The organism is Neorhizobium huautlense, from assembly GCF_002968575.1.
Classification (GTDB): domain Bacteria; phylum Pseudomonadota; class Alphaproteobacteria; order Rhizobiales; family Rhizobiaceae; genus Neorhizobium; species Neorhizobium huautlense.
In genome coordinates this window covers 152,832-173,699 of the sequence record NZ_PVBM01000004.1, presented here as the reverse complement: position 1 = coordinate 173,699, position 20,868 = coordinate 152,832, and the positions used below count along the sequence as shown (strand labels likewise).

Below are 20,868 nucleotides of genomic sequence, written 5' to 3'. Positions count from 1 at the left end.
CGGCCGGAGGAGCCCGTAGCGGGCGCTTAAAATGGTTTGTGCCGGCTGCGCCTTAGCGGCGGGACATAGGTGCATGTCGCGGGCCCGCCAATTCGTCTTTGATAGCGGTCAGCTGATCAATGGGAGCAGGCCGGCCGACATGAAACCCCTGGACGTGGTCGATGCGGAATTTCTGCATCAAAGCCAGCTGCTCTTCCGTCTCCACGCCTTCGACAAGGATCTTCGGGCCCCGGTTGCGGATGAGGCCGATTATATCCTGCAGCATTGCCCTGCCTCGCGGGGAGGCGCTGTCGTGCAGGAAAGAGCGGTCGATCTTGACCGTGTCGAAATCTATGAGCCGCAACCACGACAGGCCGGCAAATCCCGTTCCGAAATCGTCCAGCCAGATATTGATGCCCAGGGTTTTCAAGTCGCTGATGCACCGCAAAATATCCGAATGTATTTCCATTTCGAGACCTTCGGTAATCTCGAAAGCGAGCCTGCTACCGTTAACTCCCGTCTCGTAGAGGATTGCCGCGACGCTTGCCGCAAAGCCCGGGGTCTTGAGCTGGATCGGCGAAACGTTGACGCTGGCGATGTGGACGTGGTTCGGAGCCAGGAGATCCCGGCAGACGGTTCGAATGAGCCATCGACCAAGTTCGATAATGATGCCGGTCCGCTCTGCAATCGGAATGAACAGGCTTGGCGGGACCATGTCGCCGTCGAGCGTCTTCAGCCGCATGAGGGCCTCTACCGCGTCGCGTTCGCCGGACTTGAGGTCCACGATGGGCTGATAAACGAGCGACACCAGGTTCTGGTCGATAGCGATCTTGAGCAAGGCCGCGATGTTCTCGGTCTCGTCGCTGTTGTTTGGGTCGTCGGGATCAAACAGGCGGACGCAATTGCGGCCGCTGGCCTTGGCGCTGTAGAGCGCCCTGTCGGCTTCATGAATGATCTTTTCCAGCTTTGCTCCGGTCTGGTCCCTGGTGAAAGCCGTACCCACACTCACGGTGACGATCGATGTGCCGTCGCGACGCTCCCTGTGGGGGAGGCCAAGCTCTTCGACCGTCAGGCGGATTTTCTCCGCCAGTTCGGCCAGCTGCTCTTTCCGGTCAATCGGTGCAAGAACAATGAATTCCTCGCCGCCATAACGGCCGATTGAGCCGCCGAAGGGCGCTATTGCCTCCTTGATCGCGGTGGCGACCTGGATCAGGCAACGATCACCTTCCTGATGGCCATAGCCGTCGTTGTATTTTTTGAAGAAGTCGACATCGGCGAGGATAGCGGTAAAGCCGCGGCCCTTTGCCTGCCATTCATTCCAATACTGCCTCAGCCTGTGATCGACGGCCCGGCGGTTTTCCAGTCCAGTCAGGTAGTCGGTATTGGACATGCGCAGCAGCGCCTCGCCCCGGTCGGTCGCTTCTTTCTGCTGGATCTTGGCTTCAAGCGCGTTCAGGAAAACGTGGTACCGCTCGAGGTTCAGCTTCCAGTTCACGTAAGACGTGAAGACGAAGCAGGAGACGTAGAAGGTGCCGAAGGCAAGCGCATAGATGTCAGTCGGCCAGAAGGTCGAAAGGGTCAGGAAGAAAGTTACCAAGACAGCGCTGGACGCTGCGACTGACAACCCGAAACGGAAGCTGAAGAACAGATTCGCGCCCATCATGAAAATGGCGCCGAAGATCATGTAATAAGACAAACTATCCGTATAGATCGTCTGCACGGCCGGGATCGCCCATATCGCATATCCCATGACGAGCGCCAGAGCGCTTGTTCGGTCGAGCCATTTGATGCCGAGATCAAGGCGGAACTGGGCTTCAAGCAGCACAAGCGCAATACCCCCGACCACCAGCCGGGCCGTGATTGTCTGGACGGCGACGTCGGGGATGAGCAATATGTCGGTGGCCGAGAAGAGCACATAGATGATAACGGCGATCCACAGGCCGTGTCGCGTGGCGATCCGTCGCTCCGCTTCGGCGTCGCTCTCATAAAGTCTGCGAAGCTCGTGCACCGACGGCCTCTGCAACTTCTTTTGCAGATCGATTTCCACCGCATCGGCAAACGTGTGCTTCATGCACTGTTCCATCCGCTCGCATTTCCATTTCACGAGGGGACTGGCCGCCTCGCCTGCCCCAGGCTCTCTTGGCTCGTGCGGTCGCTGATCCCTTCTGGGATCAAAGAAACGACGAGACGTGGTTTCAGCCACCAAAATGAGGGGGTGCTGTTAAATCTTGTTAAATTTAACCCGAAATCCCCGCCGTTAATCTTATTTCGTAAATGTGATAGTTAACCAGAAGTTTCCAGCTATGATAAAAATCATCGGGACGACCAGAACGCTACAATGCGCAACGCCCCGACCAGTCGAATCCTTTTGTAACTGGAGTATTTTCGCGTGACGCAAATGAAGATTGAATTTGACGGTCATAGTCTTATCACCCCCGCAGCCATCGCTAATGAACTTGTGGCACCCAAGAGCGAACAGTTCGAGGAGCAACTGGCTGTTGCAAAAGCTGAAATGGCGCTGATGCTGGAACTGACCCGCCAACAGTTCGAACGGGGCGACGATCCCATTAAGATTGCGGACAAAGTAACTAACTCGCTTCATGAAAGCCGGCACAAACTGGATCCGCGCGTCTGGCAGGAACTGGTTCCCTTCGTCCAGAACCATCCCGTTGCCTCATTTTTTCTGCAGGATCCCCTGACGCGCTGGTCCTACGACAAGCCACGAGGCTATTCCGGAGACGCAAGGCTCCTGGATTTCATCTATCGGCATGAAAGTGTCGCCGAGGATGTGGCAAAGGCATCGAAGCTCGGCCAGGCCTTGTTCGAATATACGAGCACGGCACCGTCGTCGCTTGCCAACTGGGACCGCCGTGACATTCTTGCACGCCATGTCGATGAGGTGGCCGATGCCCGCGGACCTGAAACGGAAGTGTTGAGCGTCGCCGCCGGTCACCTGCGCGAATGCGAACATTCCGTAGCCCTGCGTGAGACGCGGCTGAAGCGCTGGGTCGCACTCGATCAGGATCCTTTGAGCGTCGGGACGATCGCCAGGGACTATCAGGGAACGGCCGTCGAGGCGATCGATGGCTCGGTACGCCAGATATTGACCGGCCGCCTGCGACCGGGGCAGTTCGACCTGGTCTATGCTTCGGGCCTCTACGACTATCTCGTCGACAAGGTCGCCATCAAGCTGACTCAGCGTTGCCTGGAAATGCTGAAACCAAACGGCGTTTTCCTGTTTGCCAATTACTCCTATCCAATCCAGGTCGACGGCTATCTCGAAACCTTCATGAACTGGGCTCTGCTTTTGCGTTCGGAAGCGGACATGTGGAACATCATCCACGCCAGCACCGAGGGCCAGGATTTCGAGGCGAGCGTATTCTTCGGCAAGAACCGCAACATCGTTTACGGCGTGTTGAAGAAGCGTTCCTGAGCCCTGCGGTCCGCGTTGGCCTAACCTGCCCATCGTCTGCGGCAGGGTCGGAGAGGTCATTTATCAGAGATATCACCCCGGCAGTTGCGCGTGCTTCGCCGGGGTGATGATATTTTGCAACTGATGCACCGTCCGCAGAGCTTGGAGTGTCAGGTAAGGTCAAAAGCGCTTTATGTAAGGCCTGCCTTCCTTTACCACCAATCCCTACGAACCTGTTGGCGATCAGACTATCGGCACAGGAAACGCTTTCTACGTCTGAGGTGCATCTGAATGAACGTTTCATCCGCGATGGCGCTCAAAACCGCCAATCTGGCCGGTCCGCTCGTGATGCTGCTCGGCATGCTGATGTTTGCATTGAACGATGCGATGGGAAAATGGCTGGTCTTAAGCTACGGTCTTGGCCAGGTCATCCTGATCCGCAGTCTGGCGGCGCTTCTCATTCTCGTGCCCATGGTCTGGAAGGCGGGTCTAGGCAATCTTCTGACGGTAGAGCGGCCGGGCATGCAGTTTGCCCGGGTGTTCTTTTCCACCGCAGAGGTTTTTTGCTTCTACTACGCAGTGATGTATCTGCCGCTGGCCGACGTGATGACTTACTGGCTGGCCGCCCCGATCTATGTCGCGGCCGCGTCGCCATTCCTGCTTGGCGAGACGGTCGGCTGGCGGCGCTGGACGGCGATCACGGTCGGTTTCGTCGGCGTCATCATCACTCTGGAACCTTCGAGCGCCATGTTCACCATGCCGGCGGTCATCTCGATCATCGGCAGCGGTGCCTTCGCCTTCATGTTGATTTCCGGTCGTTTCCTGCGCGGCACACCGGACAGCGCGCTGGTCTTCTTCCAGGTGGCCGGCGCCGGTCTTGCCGGTCTGGTCGCCGCCCCGTTCGACTGGTCGCCGATTGCCTCAAGCCGGGACCTTGTGCTGCTTGGACTGCTCGGTATCGTCGCCATGGCCGCCCATATGTTGGTCAACCGGGCGCTCAAGATGTCCGATGCAGCGACCGTTGCGCCACTGCAATATACCTTGCTGCTCTGGGCAGTGATCTTTGGTTGGATGTTCTTCGGCGATCTTCCGCGTTTCGGGATGTTGATCGGCGCCGCGTTGATCGTTGCGTCGGGTCTTTTCATCTTCATTCGCGAACAGGCGCTCAAGAAGCGCGAGAAGGTGCTCCCATCCATTCCGGAATGAAAAAGCCTGCGGGGCGAACCGCAGGCTTTCGATTTTTACGAAGTGCTCGGCTTACTTTCCGCGGATTGTCTTAAGTTCCGCGAGAATGCCATCGACAACGTCGGCGCCGATTGTTGCCTTGTGCTTTTCATAAACGATCATGGACTTTTCGCGGATGCGCTGCTGCTCTTCCGGAGAAAGCGTGTTGACCGCAACGCCCGCCGCCTTGATCTTTTCCAGCGATTTCTTGTTGAGATCCTGGATGACCTTTCGCTCTTCGTCGCGACCCACGACAGCGCAATCGCGCAGGGCTTTCTGTTCGTCCGGCGTATAGGTGTTGAAGATCGCCTTGGAGAAGAGGAACAGGAACGGCGTGTAGGCGTGGTTCGTCTCGGTCACGTATTTCTGGACTTCGAAGAACTTCGAGGTGTCGATCGTCACATAGGGATTTTCCTGTGCGTCGATTGCCTTCGTTTCGAGTGCCGAGAACACCTCGCCGAATGCCATTGGCGTAGCGTTGGCGCCAAGGTTCTGGAAGGTGTCGAGGAAGACGTTGTTCTGCATGACGCGAACCTTCATGCCGGACAGGTCTTCCCACTTGTTGACCGGACGAACGGAGTTCGAGAGGTTGCGGAAGCCATTTTCCCAGTAGGCCAGGTTGACGAGGCCAGCGGCATCGAGCTTCTGGTTCATCATCTCGCCGAACTTGCCGTCGAGCACCTTGTAGGCTTCTTCAGGATTGGCAAACAGGAACGGCAGATCGAACACGCCAAGGGCCGGGATGATGCCGACGAGCGGCGAGGACGATGTGACGACAGCTTCCTGAACGCCCGAGCGCAGGGCCTGGGTTGCCTGAAGATCGCCGCCGAGCGCTCCGCCCCAGAACGCGGTCAGCTTGAGCTTGCCGCCCGATTTTTCGTCCAGGCAGGCCTGCATGGCCTTGATGCCGTTGCCGACCGGGTGATCAGCATTGATGCCGTTCGAGACGCGAATATTGCGCGAATTGAATTCGGCGAAAGCAGGTGCCGCGGCGGAAAGACCGAAGGCAATCGCGGTTGTCGCAAGAAGCAGTTTTCTCATTTTGTCCTCCCATTGGACGGTTGAAGGTGGGTTGGGTTTTACATCGGTCAGCGCAGCCAGCGCGCTGGCGCGATGACGATTTCGGGGAAAAGCACCAGAATAAGGAGCACGATGGTCTGAGCGAGCAGGAATGGCCAAACCCCGGCCGTCACTTTTCCAAGCGGAATGCGGGCAACACCGCTGACGACGTTCAAGACGACGCCGACCGGCGGTGTGATGAGCCCGATACAATTATTCATAATGAACAGGACGCCGAAATAGACCGGATCAATCCCGGCCTGCTTGACGATCGGCATCAGCACCGGCGTCAGGATCAGGATGGTCGGCGTCAGATCGAGGGCGGTGCCGACGATCAGGACCAGGATCATGATGGCGAGCATCAAAATCTTCGGCCGATCGATGAGCGGCTCGATATACGCCGTGATTTCGGCGGGGATGTTTGCAGCGGTGATGAGCCATGCCGATACGAGCGCCGCGCAGACCAGGAACATGATGACGGACGTCGTTTTGGCAGCCTGCAGGATGACGCGCGGCAGTTCACGGGGCTTGAGCTCGCGGTAGATCACCATGCCGACAAACAGAGCATAAGCAGCGGCGATGACCGCTGCTTCGGTCGGCGTTACCACGCCGGCCTTGATGCCGCCGAGGATGATGACGGGCATGCCGAGCGCCCAGGCGGCGCGGCCGGTCGCCCGCAAACGTTCGCTCATCGGCGCTTTGGGAAGCGCCTGCACATTGTCCCTGCGAACCACGATCAGCCAGGTGACGATCAGTGAAAGCCCCATCAGGATTCCCGGTACGATCCCGGCCATGAAGAGCTGGGTGATCGAAACGTTTGCCGCGACGCCGAAGACGATGAAGGCCATGGATGGCGGGATCACCGGCGCGATAATACCACCTGCGGCGATCAGGCCGCCGGAGCGGGGAACGTTGTAGCCGGCTTTGGCCATCATCGGAATGAGAATGGCGGCAAGCGCTGCGGTATCGGCAGCGGCGGAACCGGAAATACTTGCCATGATGAGTGCCGCGACGATCGCCACGATGCCGAGCCCGCCGCGGATATGCCCGACGCAGGCGATCGCAAAATCGATGATACGGCGCGACAAACCGCCGGAATTCATCAGTTCACCGGCGAGAATGAAAAACGGAATGGCCAGCAGCGTGAACGTATCGGCGCCGGCGATCATGTTCTGGGCGATGATCTGGGTATTGAACATACCCATATACCACATGAGGACAACGCCGCAGAACATCAGCGAGAAAGCGACGGGGACACCGATCGCCATGGCGCCGAGAAGCGAGCCTACGAAGACGAAAAGGGTCATTAGGTACGCTCCGCCATCTGCTCGAGTGTCAGATTTTCGCCGGCGAAGGCCGAGATTTCATCGTCGGTTACGCGGCCCGTCAACAGACGCACGAGGCGTTCGAGGGCAATGATCGTGCAGCCTGCGCCGGTAAAGAAGCCGATGCCATAGACCCATGCCATGGAAAGGCCGGTGACGGGGGCCATCATGCTGGCATTGATCGGGAGCTGGTTCCATGTGCCCCAGAAGAAGATGGCCGAGCACAGGATGATGATGAGATTGCTGAGGATCATGCAGATGATCCGGCCCGCGCGGCCGAAAAGGGCCACCAGGGTTTCGACACCGAGGTGACCATATTCCCTGAAGGTGACGACTGCCCCGATAAATGTCAGCCAGACGAAGAAATAGCGCGACATTTCATCCGAAATATTCAGCCCGGAATTAAACGCATAGCGAAGCACCACGTTGACGAACACCATCAGCGCCATCCCCGACAGCAGGATGATCAGCAGAAATTCCAGGAATTTGTAAAAAAGATCGATTGCCTTTTGCATCGCTTCTTCCCCTTTCGCTCAGACGAGGCCTCTGCTTGCGAGGTTCTTCATCAGCGCCGCCAGCCCGAATGTCCATTCAGGGCAATTGTTGCTATGCTCAACCCAGTTAACCAGGTGCCCGAGTTTCGGCGTCGATATCTCCACCCGATCACCGATCTCATGGGTAAATCCGAGGCCTGCGCCGCGCCGGTCTTTGACCGGCGCAAACATCGTCCCGAGGAAGAAGAGAACGCCATCCGGATATTGATGATTGCGGTTGAGCAATTGCGACACGAGATTTTCCGGTGTCCGGCTGATCGCTTTCATCGCGCTGACGCCGGTCATCACAAACCCGTCGGGGCCTTCGACAGAGAGCGATATCTCCGCCGACTTGACGTCGTCGATAGTAAAGCTGTCATCAAACAGGCGGATGAAGGGGCCGATTGCGCATGAGGCATTGTTGTCCTTCGCCTTGCTGAGGAGCAGCGCGGAGCGTCCTTCGAAGTCGCGAAGGTTGACGTCGTTGCCAAGCGTTGCGCCGATGATCTTGCCCTTGGACGTGACCGCGAGCACCACTTCCGGCTCCGGATTATTCCAATCGGACTTGGGATGAATGCCGATCAGCGCACCGCATCCGACAGAGGACATGGGCTGCGCCTTCGTGAAGATCTCCGCATCGGGGCCAATTCCGACTTCAAGGTACTGAGACCACAGGCCCATGTCCTGCAGGAGAGACTTCACCTCGGCAGCCTTTTCGGAACCTGCGGCAAGGCCGCGCAGATTGTCGCCCAATACCGGAGCAAGCCTGCCGCGAATGTCTTGAGCGCGCTGAGGGTCGCCTTTGGCCTGTTCCTCTATGACGCGTTCCAGCATGCTGTCTGCGAACGTAACGCCTGCCGCTTTGATCGCCTGCAGGTCCGCTGGAGCCAGCAGTTCGCCTGCCGTCCCATCCAGGAAGGAGGTGAGCGGGCCAAGGTCGGCAAAACGGCTGGTATCGCGCAGCGTAACTGCAAGGTCAGCGATCTCGAGAAGGCCCGATAGGGTCGGCGCCAAGACGGAAAGATCCAACAGACGTCCGGATGCCAAGAGGACCGGGCAAGGCCCCCCCAATTTCTGTGACCAGACGCGCCCGATCAGCAGTGCCGAAGAGGCGTCCTGCGGCAAGATTGTTTCCGGAGCAAGCGTCCGCTTAGCCTCCATCGGGGATCCTCCTCAAACTCATGAACCCAAGCCTCCACCTGGTGGACCTATTGTCAGGATGTCTGACAACAAATGTTTGTCGCTTTTAGTGTGACTCTGCCACCCTGTCCAGCGGGGTGCTATCGATGTGTAAAAAATCTAGATCGATCTAACCTCTTGGTACGGGCTATCTAGAGCATTTCGAGTTTGAGGCCAAGTCGTGAAGCTGCGCCATAGAGGTGCCGGCGCATTGCCTCTTTTGCCTCCGCTGGGTCACGTGTCGCGATCGCATCGCGAATTGCGACGTGCTCGGCAATCGTCACCTCGACGATTTCTTCCAAAACGGCTGCAGCGCGTGCCGCGTTGATCGCCAGATGGGTCCGCTCAGCAATGAAGGTGATGAATTGAAGGAAATATTCATTGCGGGTAGCGGACGCGACAAAGCGGTGAAATGCGAGATCGGCAACGATGCCCTGGTCCGTCCATTTCTCCGCGCCATTCATCTGAGCCAGCGCTTCGTCGAGCTTGGCAAGATCCGGCAGAGTATGATGAACAGCCGCAAGGGCAGCGGCCTCGACTTCCAAGGCCAATCGCAGTTGAAACAGACTGCGAAAGCTGTCGCGATCTGCCAGATCGTCCTGCTCGATCCGCAGTGACTGGCGACGGTCGATCTCCGTTGCAAATGCCCCGACGCCTTGCCTCGTTTCGACCAGGCCCTCGTTTCGGAGCTGTGCGATGGCTTCGCGTATCACCGACCGACTAACGCCGAACGTCTTTGCCAGCAAATGCTCGGTCGGCAGCTTATGTCCCGGCGCTATGCGGCCCTCGCTGATCTCCCGCCCGATCTGTGCCGCGATGCGGGCCGGCAAATGTTCATTGCGTCTGATCTGACTGAAGTCTGCCACTGCCACTATAATCGCCCTCTTTCCGAACTGTCGTCTACGACTCGGCTTGGAAATTCAACTGTGATCCCGGATTCATCAAGAGATCGGGATCGATGGCGCGCTTGATAGCTGTCAGAAGCCTTCTGTGGGTTTCCGGGAGCCGCGCGTCGAAATCGCCTCGTTTGAGGCGGCCGATCCCGTGTTCTGCACTGATACTGCCGTGGTAGCGATCGACCACGGCGTTGAGGACGTTCTTCGATCGGTAGATGCGCGTCGCTCGCTCGTCCGGTGAAAGGCCTTCAGGCGGCAGGACGTTCAGATGGACATTGCCGTCGCCGACATGTCCGTAGGAAACGCAGAGGCAATCGGACAATTCCTGTTCGATCGCCTTTTCGGCGTCGTGGACAAAGGAGGCGAGCTGCGAGAGCGGAACGGAGATATCGCTGCGCATATGAGCGCCCCGTTTGGCCTGCCCCTCGTTCATGCCCTCACGGATCAGCCAGAGGTTTCGGGCCTGGCTCTGCGACGCTGCGATCGTACCGTCCAGCACCATCCCGTCCGACATGACGCCCTCCAAGAAACGCTGCATCAAGTCGTCCACGTCAACGAGGCCGGAGCCGGAGATTTCCATCAATACATAGGCCGGATACTCCTCACTGATGGGAATCGGCAAATCGGGCATGGCTTCCCGAGCCAGGGTGAAGGCCAGCGGCGGCATGAACTCGAACGCCGACATCAGGTCGCAGCATTCGCGCCTTGCGCGCCGATACAAGCCGATTGCGTCTTCTAGCGAGGCAAGGCCGAGCAGGGCGGTGGCCACCTGATCCGGATAGGGCGTCAGCTTGACCGATACGGCCGTGATGATCCCGAGCGTCCCCTCCGCGCCGATAAAAAGCTGCTTGAGATCTATTCCGCGGTTGTCTTTGCGCAGAGTGGACAGTCCGTCAAAAACGGTGCCGTCGGGCAGAACGACTTCAAGCCCGAGAACGAGTTCGCGGGTCATCCCATATCGTAAAACATTGATGCCGCCGGCGTTGGTGGAGACATTGCCTCCGATCCGGCAACTTCCCTGAGCGCCGAGCGCCAGCGGGAAGAACATGCCCTTTTCGGAAATGGCCTCCTTCACGTCCCAGAGAATGCAACCCGCCTCGACAGTTGCGGAAAAATCCTCTGCATCGATCTTGCGGATACGGTTCATGCGTTCAAGGGTGAGGACGACCTGATGATCGGGAGCATCGGGGAGGGCACCCAGGACGAGCCCGGTATTTCCGCCCTGCGGAACGATCGCCAGCCCAAGCTGGCGGCAGGCCCTGACGGCAGCCGCTACGTCTTCGGTAGAGCGGGGCCGCAAGACAGCGACCGCCCCGCTCGTCACGTCCCCGTGCCAGTCGCGACAGTAGCGGATCATTGCATCCATGTCAGTCAGAACAAGATCGTCCCCCAACAGGGATTGCAGTGCCAGGCGGTGCTCTGCCACCAGCTCGATTTCCGCAACTGTCATTCTGTCCTCCTTGGGTCGCCCGTCCCATTTTCCGCCCAACCGGCAATTATCCGGGCAGCGTCGCAACTCTCTTGTTTTCAAATGAAGCATATAAGGTTATCAGACAACCGTACAAGATATTTTTAGAGCTGTCGGCCGCTCTCTGCGGCTGCGGCGGAAATGGGAGGTTTCGTTGCATATCCTGATTATCGGTGCGGCCGGCATGGTAGGACGCAAACTGACGGCGCGCCTGGTCGCTGAAGGCGGCATCAAGGGCCAGCCCCTGGAAAAGCTGACATTGGTCGATGTGATCAAGCCGGAAACACCGCAGGAATTTGCGGGTGTGGTTGTGGCGCGCGAGGCTGACTTGTCGACGCAAGGCGAGGCTGAGCAACTGATCCAATCACGGCCGGATGTGATCTTCCATCTTGCGGCGATCGTCTCGGCAGAAGCCGAACTCGATTTCGACAAGGGCTACCGCGTCAATCTTGATGGCACGCGTTATCTCTTTGATGCAATCCGCATCGCACACGATCAAGATGGCTACCGGCCGCGCGTGGTCTTCACCTCATCGATCGCCGTCGTCGGAGCGCCACTGCCTTATCCCATTCCTGATGATTTTCATCTGACGCCATTGACCAGCTACGGTACCCAGAAGGCCATTTCAGAACTGCTCCTGTCCGATTATACGCGACGCGGGTTCTTCGATGGCATCGGCATCCGCCTCCCGACCGTGTGCATTCGACCGGGAAAACCAAACAAGGCCGCCTCCGGTTTCTTCTCAAATATCTTGCGCGAGCCGTTGATCGGCCAGGAGGCCGTTCTGCCGGTTTCGGAAGATGTCCGCCATTGGCACACCTCCCCGCGATCGGCAGTGGGATATTTGATCCATGCAGCCAACCTCGATCTCGAGACGGTCGGTCCGCGTCGCAATCTTTCGATGCCGGGTGTCAGCGCCACCGTCGGCGAACAGATCGAAGCATTGCGCCGGGTTGCGGGAGATAGAGCAGTGCGGCTCATCCGCCGCGTCCCCGACGAGATGATCATGAAGATGGTCTCAGGCTGGGCTCCGGGCTTTGAGGCGAAGCGTGCCAGGGAACTCGGCTTTACGGCGGAAAAGAACTTTGACGAGATCATCAGGGTCCATATTGAAGACGAGCTTGGAGGTTCCCTATGACGGAAGCTGTCGAGAGGCCGGCAGGCGGCACAAGGATCGCCTTCCTGGGTACCGGCTTGATGGGCGCGCCAATGGCGCGCCGGCTTGCCCGGGCGGGGTACCGTCTCACTGTATGGAACCGTGATCCGGTCAAGGCCAAGGCGCTGGAGCCGGAAGGCGCGCAGATCGCAGCCTCACCGGCAGAAGCCGTAGAGGGAGCAGACATCGTGTTCACCATGCTCACCGACGGGAACGTCGTCGGTGAGGTCCTGTTCGGTTCAGGATGCGCGCAGGTAATGCACAAGGGTGCGGTCGTCGTCGACACGAGTTCGATTGCGCCGCCTGTCGCAAAGGACCATGCCGCACGGCTTGCAGCCTTCGGTATCCATCATATCGATGCACCTGTCTCGGGCGGGGTCGTCGGAGCCGAGGCCGGGACATTGGCGATCATGGCTGGCGGTGAGTCGGAGATCGTTTCGGCTTTGCGGGACGTTTTTGCGGTGCTTGGGCGGGTCACGCATGTCGGGCCAAGCGGAGCCGGTCAGATCTGCAAACTCGCCAACCAGCAGATCGTGGCCGTGACCATCGGCGCGGTGGCTGAAGCCATGATCCTGGTGGAGGCGGGCGGCGCTTCCCGCGAGGCTTTCCGCGACGCCATCCGCGGCGGCTTTGCCGAGAGCAGGATCCTAGAACTCCATGGCGGACGGATGGTGCGCCGCGATTTCGAGCCGGGAGGATCTTCCCGCAATCAACTGAAGGACCTCAACGCCGTGATCGCCATGGCGCAGTCCCTGTCGTTGACGCTGCCGCTGACGGAAAAGGTTCGTGAGGAATTTACGCAGTTCGTTGCCGAAGGCGGCGCCGAACGGGACCACAGCGCACTTCTCCTTCATCTCGAAAAGCTCAATGCAGGAGATAAGGCTCGATAAGCCGGTGTCGGCTTTTGCCTCCGTTGAACTCAACAATCCGCTCGCCGGACGCTGCTGAATCACTGTTCAACCAAGTTCAAGGGTGGTGATCCCAAAGACACCGGCCATCCGGACCGCAGGGACTGGGCCGCGATACATACGGGCCGTGGAAAAACCACGTGTGAAACCAAGGCTCGCGAGTTCGGCGGCGAAACCGGCCTGTGACGCTGGGAGATCGATATGCACGGTCTGCCCGTGTGTTTCGACGGCACAGGCCTCGAGGAGCGACTTTGCGTCGACCTCTGTTTCGGCAAACAGCGGCCCGATTTTATAGCCATCATGGCATTGGCGGCAAACTGCATAACCACGGAGGCCGCCCCCACCGAGAACGGCTTTGGCAAGGCGCGGCGGTTGCAGCCATTCGGTCAGGAATGCAGGACGTTCAGAAGGAAAGAAGCGACGGTCGTAGTCGCGGACCGCCGGCTGAAGGTCAGCGCTGATCGAAACCACGTCTTTGGACAGTCTCCCTTCAATCCTGCCGCTCCATCGGAATGTTTCATAGACTGCTTCGAAACCCATTCCGTGGTAATTCGCCTGTTGCTCCGGCACTCCGTCGAGGCCGATGGTGCGGCCGTGCAGATGCGCCATGCCGGCGTCCCAGACCCGACGTCCGTAACCTTTGCCCCGGAAATTCTTTTGAGCGATATAGAGGCCTATAAATCCGAAGTCCGTACCGTATCGGACTGCGGAAATACCGGCGACCATGTTGCCATCGACAAAACAGCCGATAAAGCCCTGCGGATCGGCGGCATAGAAAGCCGGAGCGTCGGCAAGCCCCGGATTCCAGCCCTCCGCACGCGCCCAGTCGATGAGCATCTCTGTCTCTGGCAGAGTAAGCGAGCGGATGACTGGATCATTGGTCATAAGGCGGCGAGTTTGCCCGGAGCGAAGGCTTCAAGCAAGCCTTTATAGGGTTTGGCAATCGGTGAGGCGTAGGCGCCGCGTTTGGCGGTGGAAAGGCCAAGCGATACCAAGGCCTCCGCCTGTTTGACGGCCGCTGCGACACCGTCCACCACCGGGACGGCAAATTCCGCTCCAAGCTTCGCCGCCAGATCAGCCATGCCGGCGCAGCCGAGCACGATTGCTTCCGCCTTGTCCTCGCGCAGCGCCGACGCGATCTCGTTTCGCAGCCGGTCTCGGGCATTCGAATTTGGGTCTTCTAGCGACAGGACCGGGATGTCGGCTGCCCGCACCTTGCAGCGGCCCGCCATGCCGTAGCGATGAACCAGATGCTCGAGCGGCAGGCGGGAGCGCTCCATCGTGGTGACGATCGTGAAGCGCTGGGCGATGAAGGCGGTGGTGGCAAGAGCCGCTTCGCAGATGCCGATCACCGGTATGTTCGCAAGCGCGCGTGCGGCGTCGAGACCTGTGTCGTCGAAACACGCGATGATCGCCGCCTGGGCTCCTGACCTTTCACCCTTTGCTATTTCCATCAGCAGGCCGGGTACGGCGAAGGCTTCGTCATAATAGCCTTCGATCGATACGGGTCCCATCGACGATGTGACGGCGTCGACCTTGGTGCCGGCATTGGCTGCGCGCATTGCCGCGTCGGCAATCGTCGCCGTCATGCTGGCCGTGGTGTTGGGATTGACGACGAGAATACGCATGAATTTCAAGACCGCTGGCGACGCCGGTTGAGGTGAACGATCAGGCCGAGAGTGCCGGCAATGACCAGGAAGGAGAAGACGGTGGTAACGGTGCCAAGCGCATAGAGCACGGGAGTGGTGACATTCGTGGTCATCCCGTAGATCTCGAGCGGCAGGGTGTTGAAGGTACCCGCCGTCATCAGGGTGCGTGCGAATTCGTCATAGGAAAGGGTGAAGCCGAACAGACCGACGCCGATGAGGCTCGGCGCGATCATCGGCAGCAGGACGTGACGGAACGTCTGCCATGACGTGGCGCCGAGATCGCGCGCAGCTTCCTCGTAGGCCGGGGAAAACCGGTTGAAGACGGCAAACATGATCAGCACGCCGAAAGGCAAAGTCCAGGTGAGATGCGCGCCGAAGGCCGAGGAGAACCATGAGGGTTGCAGGCCGATCTGTTGGAAGAGCACGCCGATGCCTAGCGATATGATGATGGATGGGACGACGAGGCTTGCTACGGCGAGATAGAAAAGGGCAGTCGCGCCGATGAAACCGCGCCGGAAAGCGAGGCCGGCCAGCAGCGACACGACGACGGTGACGATCATGACCATGAGTCCCAACAGCAGCGAACGCCGGAAAGAGCCTCCGAAGTCGCCGACGGCCTGGGTCTCGAAGAGATTGGTAAACCAGTGCACCGAAACGCCGTTGAGCGGGAACGTGAGCCCGCCGTTAGGGCCTTGAAAAGACAGGATCAGGATCGCCGAGAGCGGCCCGTAAAGGAACAGGACGAAGACCGCGAAGAAGATCGCGAGGATGTAGAATTCACGGCCGCGTTTATCACTGTGCATCTTAGAGTTCCTTGCGGATGTCGACGATGCGCAGGATTGTCGCAACCATCAGGAGGACAATGACGAGCAACACGACGGCGTTCGCCGCCGCAGCCGGGTATTGAAGCAGGGACATCTGGTTTTTCATCATGAGGGCGACGGAAGCGCTCTGCCCCCCCGACATGACCTGCACGGTCGAAAAATCTGCCATCACCAGCGTCACCACGAAAATCGTTCCGATCGCCATGCCGGGTTTGGCGAGTGGAAGGATGACGTTGGTGAGCGTCTGCCAGCTCGACGCGCCGGCGTCGCGGGCGGCTTCCACCAGCGATTTGTCGATACGCATCAGCGTGTTGAAGATCGGCGTCACCATGAACAGCGTGTAGAGATGCACCATCGCGAGCACGACGGCGAAATCCGAATAGAGCAGCCACTCGACAGGTTCCGACACAATGTCTGCACTGATCAGGGTTGAGTTGACCAGGCCGTTTCGGCCGAGCACCGGAATCCATGAGATCATGCGGATGATGTTCGACGTCAGGAAGGGTACAGTGCAGACAAGGAAGAGCACCATCTGCATAGCGGTGGTGCGAATGTGGAAAGCGAGAAAGTAGGCAACCCAGAAGCCGATGAAGAGGGTTATGACCCATACGAGAAAAGCGAATTTTAATGTGTTGAGATAGGTCTTCCACGTGACCCAGGAACCGAGGGTCTCCGCGTAGTTGAAGGTAACGAAATCGGGATACATCTGGGCGAAGTCGTAGTCCCAGAAACTGACGATACCGATCATCAGGATCGGCACAGCCAGAAAACTGCCGAGGATCAGCGTCAGCGGTGCCGCCTGCAGATAGGAGATCAGTGATGGCGGCAGGCGGAAGCTTCGTGGCTTCACGCCCTCGGCCTTGGCCGATTCGGAGGTTGTGATCGTCGCCATGGTCCGGGTTTCTCCTGTGGGCTTGCCCCTCATCTGCCCTGTCGGGCGCCTTCTCCCCGTTGAGACGGGGAGAAGGAACTTATGGCACCGTCGGTGCGCCGTCAGGCCGCGATGAATTCGTTCCAGCGGCGGACCATGTAGCGGTCTTCGTCCATGACCGAGTTCCAGCAGGCGACTTTGCCCATGCGCTCCTCGAACGAACCGCCGTCACGCACGGCACCGGCCTTTTCCATGACCTTGCCGTCCGGAGCGACGATATCGCCCTTGGCGGGCTTGCCCTCAACCCAGAAACCCCACTCGTCCGCAGACATGTGCTGCTTGGCAGTTTCCATGGCGGCGGAATAGTAGCCCTGACGGTTGAGATAGGCTCCGACCCAGCCCGACGTGTACCAGTTGATGTATTCGTAGGCGGCGTCGAGCTTGGCGCCGGAGAGATGGGCGGCAAGACCAAGCCCGCCACCCCAGGAACGATAACCTTCCTTGAGCGGTTGGTATTTGCAGGCGATGCCTTTGGAACGAACCGCGGCGACGGCCGGCGACCACATCGACTGGATAACGACCTCGCCGGAAGCCATCAGGTTGACGCTTTCGTCGAAGCTCTTCCAGAAGGCGCGGAACTGGCCGGCTTGCTTGGCCTTGATCAGGAAGTCGATCGTCTTGTCAATCTCCGCCTTGGTCATGTTGCCTTTGTCGGCATATTTGATGTTGCCCATGGCTTCCATGATCATCGCGGCGTCCATGATGCCGATCGATGGAATGTTGAGGATCGAAGTCTTGCCCTTGAACTTCGGGTCCATGATATCTGCCCAGGTCGAAATTTCGCGGCCGACGAGGTCCGGGCGGATGCCGAGTGTGTCGGCATTGTAGATGGTCGGCATCATGGTGAACCACTGGGTTTCACCCTTGGCGAAGGTCTTGGTGCCAGGTTTTTCGACGAAACCGACGGTATGGGGCGCGGTGCCTTGGGCGATGACGCTGTCCGGCTTCAGCTTGCCGGTTTTGAAGAGCGGTACGACCTTGTCGTAATATTTAAGCTTCTTGACATCCATCGGCTGGATGACGCCTGCCGGGTAGACCTTTTTCAGGATCCAGTATTCGATATCAGCGATATCGTAGGAGTTCGGCTGGGTGACGGCGCGCTGAGCGGCAGCGTCTGAGTCGGTGGCCGTCATCTCCAGCGTGATGCCGAGGTCGGCCTTGCACTTTTCGGCGATCGCGTTGAGGTTCGAAACACCGGTACCGAACTGGCGAAGGGTGATTGGGTTCTGCGCCCAGATGGTCGGGAAGCCGGTGATGGCGCCGGAGCCGGCAGCAAGACCGGCTGCGGCGGATGCCGTTTTTAGAAGCGATCTGCGCGAGATGCCCGTTGTTTTCTTGTTCTCAGTCATTGCCTGTTCTCCTCTGGTTGAAATTTATTGTTGAGGTTAGTGTTTGAGGTGACCGAGGACGATTGCGTCCTCACGATTCCAAGACAGCGGGATGGCTTCCCCGACTTTGACCGGATTGGCGAAAAAGGCGGCGTCGCTGACGATCGCGGTGAAGTCCTCCACACCGGCACCGCTGACGGAAAGTTTTACCGAAGAGCCGCGATACTCGATATTCGAGATCGAGCCCGTGAACCCCAGGCCCTTTTCCGACGGTTCCGCGATGCGGACACGATCTGTGCGAATGGCGATGTCTGCGGTTTCTCTCGACATACTGTTCTCGCCGGTGGCCAGGAATTCTCCACCGGTCTCCGGCACTGAAAGCGCCACTGTGTCTTCCGCGCTTTTCGTCACCCGGCCCGAGATGACGTTGTGATCGCCCATGAAGCGAGCCACGAAAGCGGTCGCCGGCCGCTCGAAGACCGTGCGCGGATGTGCGGCTTGCTCGATTCGGCCGTCATTCATGACGACGATGAGATCGGCGAGCGCCATCGCCTCCTCCTGGCTGTGCGTCACATGAACAAAGGTGATGCCGAGCGAAGTCTGGAGCTTCTTCAGTTCGGCGCGCATGCGGATCTTCAGGAACGGGTCGAGTGCCGAGAGCGGCTCGTCAAGCAGCAGGGCTTCCGGATCGGTGATCAATGCGCGGGCAAGCGCCACACGCTGCTGCTGGCCGCCGGAAAGCTGCGCCGGCCGGCGTGTCGCATAGGCTTCGAGCTGCATCAGCCGCAGCATATCCATTGCCTTGGCGCGCCGTTCGTCTTTTCCGACGCCTTTCATCTTCAGGCTGAAGGCAACATTGTCGATGAGATCGAGATGGGGAAAGAGCGCGTAAGACTGAAACATCATCGCCGTGCCCCGCTTGGCAGGAGGGAGATCGGTGACCACGCTGTTTCCGAGGCGAATGTCGCCGGATGAGATGCCTTCATGTCCTGCGATCATGCGAAGCGTCGAAGTCTTGCCGCAGCCGGAGGGACCCAGCAGGCAGCAATAGGTTCCTGCCGGGATCTTCAGGCTGATCGATTCGACGGCAGTTGTTGTGCCATAGATCTTCGAGACAGATATGATGTCGATTTCGGCAGCTTTGCTCATCCGGCGCTCCTTGCATCGGTCCTTGCAATGCATCCGCCGTGCCAAATGACTAACTCGCTTGAATCATTAGGTTTAGCTTCGAGAGCGGGGCCGGTCCGGAAAGGGATGCGTAAAAATCAGGCGATTGTTTTCGATCCTTGGCCAAATCGTATGCAATCTTGGGCACGCTTTGAGAACAACAGTGCTGGCAATTTGTACCCGCTCGCGCTACAAGGCTCAGGCAGTGGGTTGTGTCATGAACATCAGCGAAAACATCACCTTTCCGGAAGCCTCCCAGGAAGACCGTTCGCTCGCGATCCGCGAGGCGCTCCGCAACGCCATTATCGACCGACGCCTCGCGCCGGGAACCAAGCTGTCGGAGAGCGAAGTGGGTGCGCTCTTTTCCGTTAGCCGCACGGTGGCCCGCGCCGCGCTGCAGATGCTTGGATTTGAAGGTCTGGTCCGGATCGAGCGCAATCGAGGCGCGTTTGTCTCCAATCCTTCTCCGGACGAGGCGCGACAGATCTTTGCCTCACGTCGCCTGATCGAGCCCGGTATCATCGCAGCCGCGGTCGAACGCATCACGGCCGCCGACATAAAACAGTTTCGCCGGCAGCTTGAAGAGGAGCAGCGACATATCAACGAGCGCGGCCCTTCTGCCAGACGGGCGGAGATCAAGGCGTCGGGAGACTTCCATCTGATGCTCGCCTCCGTTGCAGGCAATGTCATCCTGCAGAAATTCATGGACGAACTGGTGGGCCGCTCCTCGCTGGTGATCGCACTCTACGGTCGCTCCGGCATATCGAGCTGCGGTCATAGCGAACATCTGGCCATACTCGATGCCTTGGAAAAAGGCGACGGAGCCCAGGCCTCCCGGTTGATGCTGCACCACATCGACCATATCGAAGCCGATCTTGATCTGCAGCTCAAGCAGGGCTTCGCGTTGAAGGACGCCTTGGCGCTGACCTGATGGGCTTGTTACTCCGGATGATGCGTGACTGGGGGCTGTTACCAACCGTTACACAATCGCACCAATTTTCACAGAGCTAGCATTCAGGTGTTACTTGAGAAGGGTCAATTCCTCCGTGGAAAGAACGGAGACGAGACCAGTGTTTCTCAGCAGCTATGCGAACGACCATCAGGTTGCCAAGGCCACACCCTTCAAGGCGGCGGGAAACCTGCACGAGCTTTTCTCGAGCCAGCCCAAGGAGCATCTGGAGACAAGTCAGGCCGTATTTTTCGAGGGAGACGACGCAAAACACGTCTTCGAAGTTGCCGAAGGCACGTTGAGACTATTTCGTATCCTTTCCGACGGACGGCGGGTTATTACCGGTTTCCTCTATGCCGGCGACATCGTCGGCGTTTCGCTCAAGAGCAAATATCTCTACGGCGCCGAGGCGATTGGACCAGCATCTGTGCGGCGGCTCTCTCGCAAGGTTTTTGAAGAGGCCGTTGCCGATTCCGACGCGTTGCGCCCCGAGGTTTTCTCGCGCGTCAGCGACGAGATGGCGGCGGTACAGGATCAACTGGTGCTGCTGTCCAGCAAGACGGCCGAAGAGCGGCTCTGCACTTTCCTGCTGAGACATCTGCGGCGTTCGTTGGCGGAGGGTAGTCGAGATGCGCTTATCGAACTGCCGATGACGCGCCAGGACATGGCCGACTATCTCGGCCTCACGATCGAGACGGTTTCGCGGACAATTACCAAGCTCATCGGCAAAGGCGTGTTGACGGTCGCGAACCCAGCTGTGCGCCACTCCATCAGGATCGAAAAGCCGGCAAAGCTGGCTCAGCTTTCCGGAGACGACGAAGCGAACCCGCTGGTGTTCCAGGACCTGGCTTGCCATCGAGACCGTTTGCATCACTGATTGT

At 58.8% G+C, this 20,868-nt stretch carries 19 protein-coding genes; 6 read left to right on the top strand and 13 right to left on the bottom strand.

Features of this window, described 5'->3' with window-relative positions; genetic code table 11:
- Nucleotides 1-52 precede the first annotated feature (52 nt).
- Nucleotides 53-2,050, bottom strand: coding sequence for a putative bifunctional diguanylate cyclase/phosphodiesterase (locus tag C5L12_RS06490; protein WP_105371321.1), 1,998 nt, complete (start codon nt 2,048-2,050; stop codon nt 53-55).
- Between the two features lie 318 nt (nt 2,051-2,368).
- On the opposite strand from C5L12_RS06490, the gene C5L12_RS06485 reads away from it, so the two are divergent.
- Both C5L12_RS06485 and C5L12_RS06480 read left to right on the top strand, forming a co-directional pair.
- On the top strand, nt 2,369-3,412 hold the full coding sequence (locus C5L12_RS06485; RefSeq protein WP_105371204.1) for a class I SAM-dependent methyltransferase: 1,044 nt from the start codon (nt 2,369-2,371) through the stop codon (nt 3,410-3,412).
- Between the two features lie 270 nt (nt 3,413-3,682).
- On the top strand, nt 3,683-4,597 hold the full coding sequence (locus tag C5L12_RS06480; protein WP_245422783.1) for a DMT family transporter: 915 nt from the start codon (nt 3,683-3,685) through the stop codon (nt 4,595-4,597).
- Between the two features lie 51 nt (nt 4,598-4,648).
- Here the strand turns inward: C5L12_RS06480 and C5L12_RS06475 are convergent, their stop codons facing one another.
- The 6 genes from C5L12_RS06475 to C5L12_RS06450 form a co-directional block, all read right to left on the bottom strand.
- The gene (locus C5L12_RS06475) at nt 4,649-5,656 is read right to left on the bottom strand and encodes a TRAP transporter substrate-binding protein (protein ID WP_105371203.1); all 1,008 of its coding nucleotides are present in this window, start codon (nt 5,654-5,656) and stop codon (nt 4,649-4,651) included.
- Nucleotides 5,657-5,703: 47 nt separating this feature from the next.
- On the bottom strand, nt 5,704-6,981 hold the full coding sequence (locus C5L12_RS06470) for a TRAP transporter large permease (RefSeq protein WP_105371202.1): 1,278 nt from the start codon (nt 6,979-6,981) through the stop codon (nt 5,704-5,706).
- Nucleotides 6,981-7,514 (bottom strand): TRAP transporter small permease, encoded by a 534-nt coding sequence (locus tag C5L12_RS06465; RefSeq protein WP_105371201.1) that lies wholly within the window; start codon nt 7,512-7,514, stop codon nt 6,981-6,983. Before C5L12_RS06465 ends, C5L12_RS06470 begins: the two co-directional genes overlap by 1 nt.
- An 18-nt stretch (nt 7,515-7,532) precedes the next feature.
- A complete protein-coding gene (locus C5L12_RS06460; RefSeq protein ID WP_105371200.1) occupies nt 7,533-8,693 on the bottom strand; it encodes a fumarylacetoacetate hydrolase family protein in 1,161 nt (386 codons plus the stop codon).
- A gap of 170 nt (nt 8,694-8,863) precedes the next feature.
- Nucleotides 8,864-9,583, bottom strand: a complete 720-nt coding sequence (locus tag C5L12_RS06455; protein WP_105371199.1) for a FadR/GntR family transcriptional regulator — start codon at nt 9,581-9,583, stop codon at nt 8,864-8,866.
- Nucleotides 9,584-9,611: 28 nt separating this feature from the next.
- Nucleotides 9,612-11,057 (bottom strand): FAD-binding oxidoreductase, encoded by a 1,446-nt coding sequence (locus tag C5L12_RS06450; protein ID WP_105371198.1) that lies wholly within the window; start codon nt 11,055-11,057, stop codon nt 9,612-9,614.
- Between the two features lie 172 nt (nt 11,058-11,229).
- Here C5L12_RS06450 and denD point away from each other — a divergent pair, with 172 nt between their 5' ends.
- Entirely contained in the window at nt 11,230-12,213 is a 984-nt protein-coding gene (denD, locus tag C5L12_RS06445) for a D-erythronate dehydrogenase (RefSeq protein WP_105371197.1), read from the top strand.
- Nucleotides 12,210-13,121: an NAD(P)-dependent oxidoreductase gene (locus C5L12_RS06440; RefSeq protein WP_105371196.1), complete on the top strand. Its 912-nt coding sequence runs from the start codon at nt 12,210-12,212 to the stop codon at nt 13,119-13,121. Before denD ends, C5L12_RS06440 begins: the two co-directional genes overlap by 4 nt.
- Before the next feature lie 66 nt (nt 13,122-13,187).
- Here C5L12_RS06440 and C5L12_RS06435 read toward each other — a convergent pair whose 3' ends face one another.
- From C5L12_RS06435 to C5L12_RS06410, 6 genes are all read right to left on the bottom strand, one after another.
- Nucleotides 13,188-13,976, bottom strand: a complete 789-nt coding sequence (locus C5L12_RS06435) for a GNAT family N-acetyltransferase (protein ID WP_245422782.1) — start codon at nt 13,974-13,976, stop codon at nt 13,188-13,190.
- Nucleotides 13,977-14,020: 44 nt separating this feature from the next.
- A complete protein-coding gene (locus C5L12_RS06430; protein WP_105371194.1) occupies nt 14,021-14,767 on the bottom strand; it encodes an aspartate/glutamate racemase family protein in 747 nt (248 codons plus the stop codon).
- 5 nt (nt 14,768-14,772) lie between these two features.
- Nucleotides 14,773-15,591 (bottom strand): ABC transporter permease, encoded by an 819-nt coding sequence (locus tag C5L12_RS06425; protein WP_105371193.1) that lies wholly within the window; start codon nt 15,589-15,591, stop codon nt 14,773-14,775.
- A 1-nt stretch (nt 15,592) separates the two neighbouring features.
- A complete protein-coding gene (locus C5L12_RS06420) occupies nt 15,593-16,504 on the bottom strand; it encodes an ABC transporter permease (RefSeq protein WP_105371192.1) in 912 nt (303 codons plus the stop codon).
- A gap of 101 nt (nt 16,505-16,605) precedes the next feature.
- On the bottom strand, nt 16,606-17,892 hold the full coding sequence (locus C5L12_RS06415) for an ABC transporter substrate-binding protein (RefSeq protein WP_105371191.1): 1,287 nt from the start codon (nt 17,890-17,892) through the stop codon (nt 16,606-16,608).
- A 36-nt stretch (nt 17,893-17,928) separates the two neighbouring features.
- Nucleotides 17,929-19,020 carry an ABC transporter ATP-binding protein gene (locus tag C5L12_RS06410; protein WP_105371190.1) on the bottom strand — a complete coding sequence of 364 codons (1,092 nt, stop codon included), beginning with the start codon at nt 19,018-19,020 and terminating at the stop codon, nt 17,929-17,931.
- A gap of 235 nt (nt 19,021-19,255) precedes the next feature.
- Here C5L12_RS06410 and C5L12_RS06405 point away from each other — a divergent pair, with 235 nt between their 5' ends.
- Together C5L12_RS06405 and C5L12_RS06400 are read left to right on the top strand one after the other, a co-directional pair.
- Complete coding sequence (locus C5L12_RS06405) at nt 19,256-19,969, top strand: GntR family transcriptional regulator (RefSeq protein WP_105371189.1); 714 nt, start codon at nt 19,256-19,258, stop codon at nt 19,967-19,969.
- Nucleotides 19,970-20,108: 139 nt separating this feature from the next.
- Nucleotides 20,109-20,864 (top strand): helix-turn-helix domain-containing protein, encoded by a 756-nt coding sequence (locus C5L12_RS06400; RefSeq protein ID WP_105371188.1) that lies wholly within the window; start codon nt 20,109-20,111, stop codon nt 20,862-20,864.
- Nucleotides 20,865-20,868 lie beyond the last annotated feature (4 nt).

Bases quoted from the DNA above. Each gene is read 5' to 3' on its own strand.
- C5L12_RS06410 (WP_105371190.1), bottom strand. From the start codon at position 19,020: ATGAGCAAAGCTGCCGAAATCGACATCATATCTGTCTCGAAGATCTAT.
- C5L12_RS06465 (WP_105371201.1), bottom strand. From the start codon at position 7,514: ATGCAAAAGGCAATCGATCTTTTTTACAAATTCCTGGAATTTCTGCTG.
- C5L12_RS06435 (WP_245422782.1), bottom strand. From the start codon at position 13,976: ATGCTCATCGACTGGGCGCGTGCGGAGGGCTGGAATCCGGGGCTTGCC.
- C5L12_RS06460 (WP_105371200.1), bottom strand. From the start codon at position 8,693: ATGGAGGCTAAGCGGACGCTTGCTCCGGAAACAATCTTGCCGCAGGAC.
- C5L12_RS06420 (WP_105371192.1), bottom strand. From the start codon at position 16,504: ATGGCGACGATCACAACCTCCGAATCGGCCAAGGCCGAGGGCGTGAAG.
- C5L12_RS06490 (WP_105371321.1), bottom strand. From the start codon at position 2,050: ATGAAGCACACGTTTGCCGATGCGGTGGAAATCGATCTGCAAAAGAAG.
- C5L12_RS06430 (WP_105371194.1), bottom strand. From the start codon at position 14,767: ATGCGTATTCTCGTCGTCAATCCCAACACCACGGCCAGCATGACGGCG.
- C5L12_RS06470 (WP_105371202.1), bottom strand. From the start codon at position 6,981: ATGACCCTTTTCGTCTTCGTAGGCTCGCTTCTCGGCGCCATGGCGATC.
- C5L12_RS06415 (WP_105371191.1), bottom strand. From the start codon at position 17,892: ATGACTGAGAACAAGAAAACAACGGGCATCTCGCGCAGATCGCTTCTA.
- C5L12_RS06425 (WP_105371193.1), bottom strand. From the start codon at position 15,591: ATGCACAGTGATAAACGCGGCCGTGAATTCTACATCCTCGCGATCTTC.
- C5L12_RS06440 (WP_105371196.1), top strand. From the start codon at position 12,210: ATGACGGAAGCTGTCGAGAGGCCGGCAGGCGGCACAAGGATCGCCTTC.
- C5L12_RS06480 (WP_245422783.1), top strand. From the start codon at position 3,683: ATGAACGTTTCATCCGCGATGGCGCTCAAAACCGCCAATCTGGCCGGT.
- C5L12_RS06475 (WP_105371203.1), bottom strand. From the start codon at position 5,656: ATGAGAAAACTGCTTCTTGCGACAACCGCGATTGCCTTCGGTCTTTCC.
- C5L12_RS06405 (WP_105371189.1), top strand. From the start codon at position 19,256: ATGAACATCAGCGAAAACATCACCTTTCCGGAAGCCTCCCAGGAAGAC.
- C5L12_RS06450 (WP_105371198.1), bottom strand. From the start codon at position 11,057: ATGACAGTTGCGGAAATCGAGCTGGTGGCAGAGCACCGCCTGGCACTG.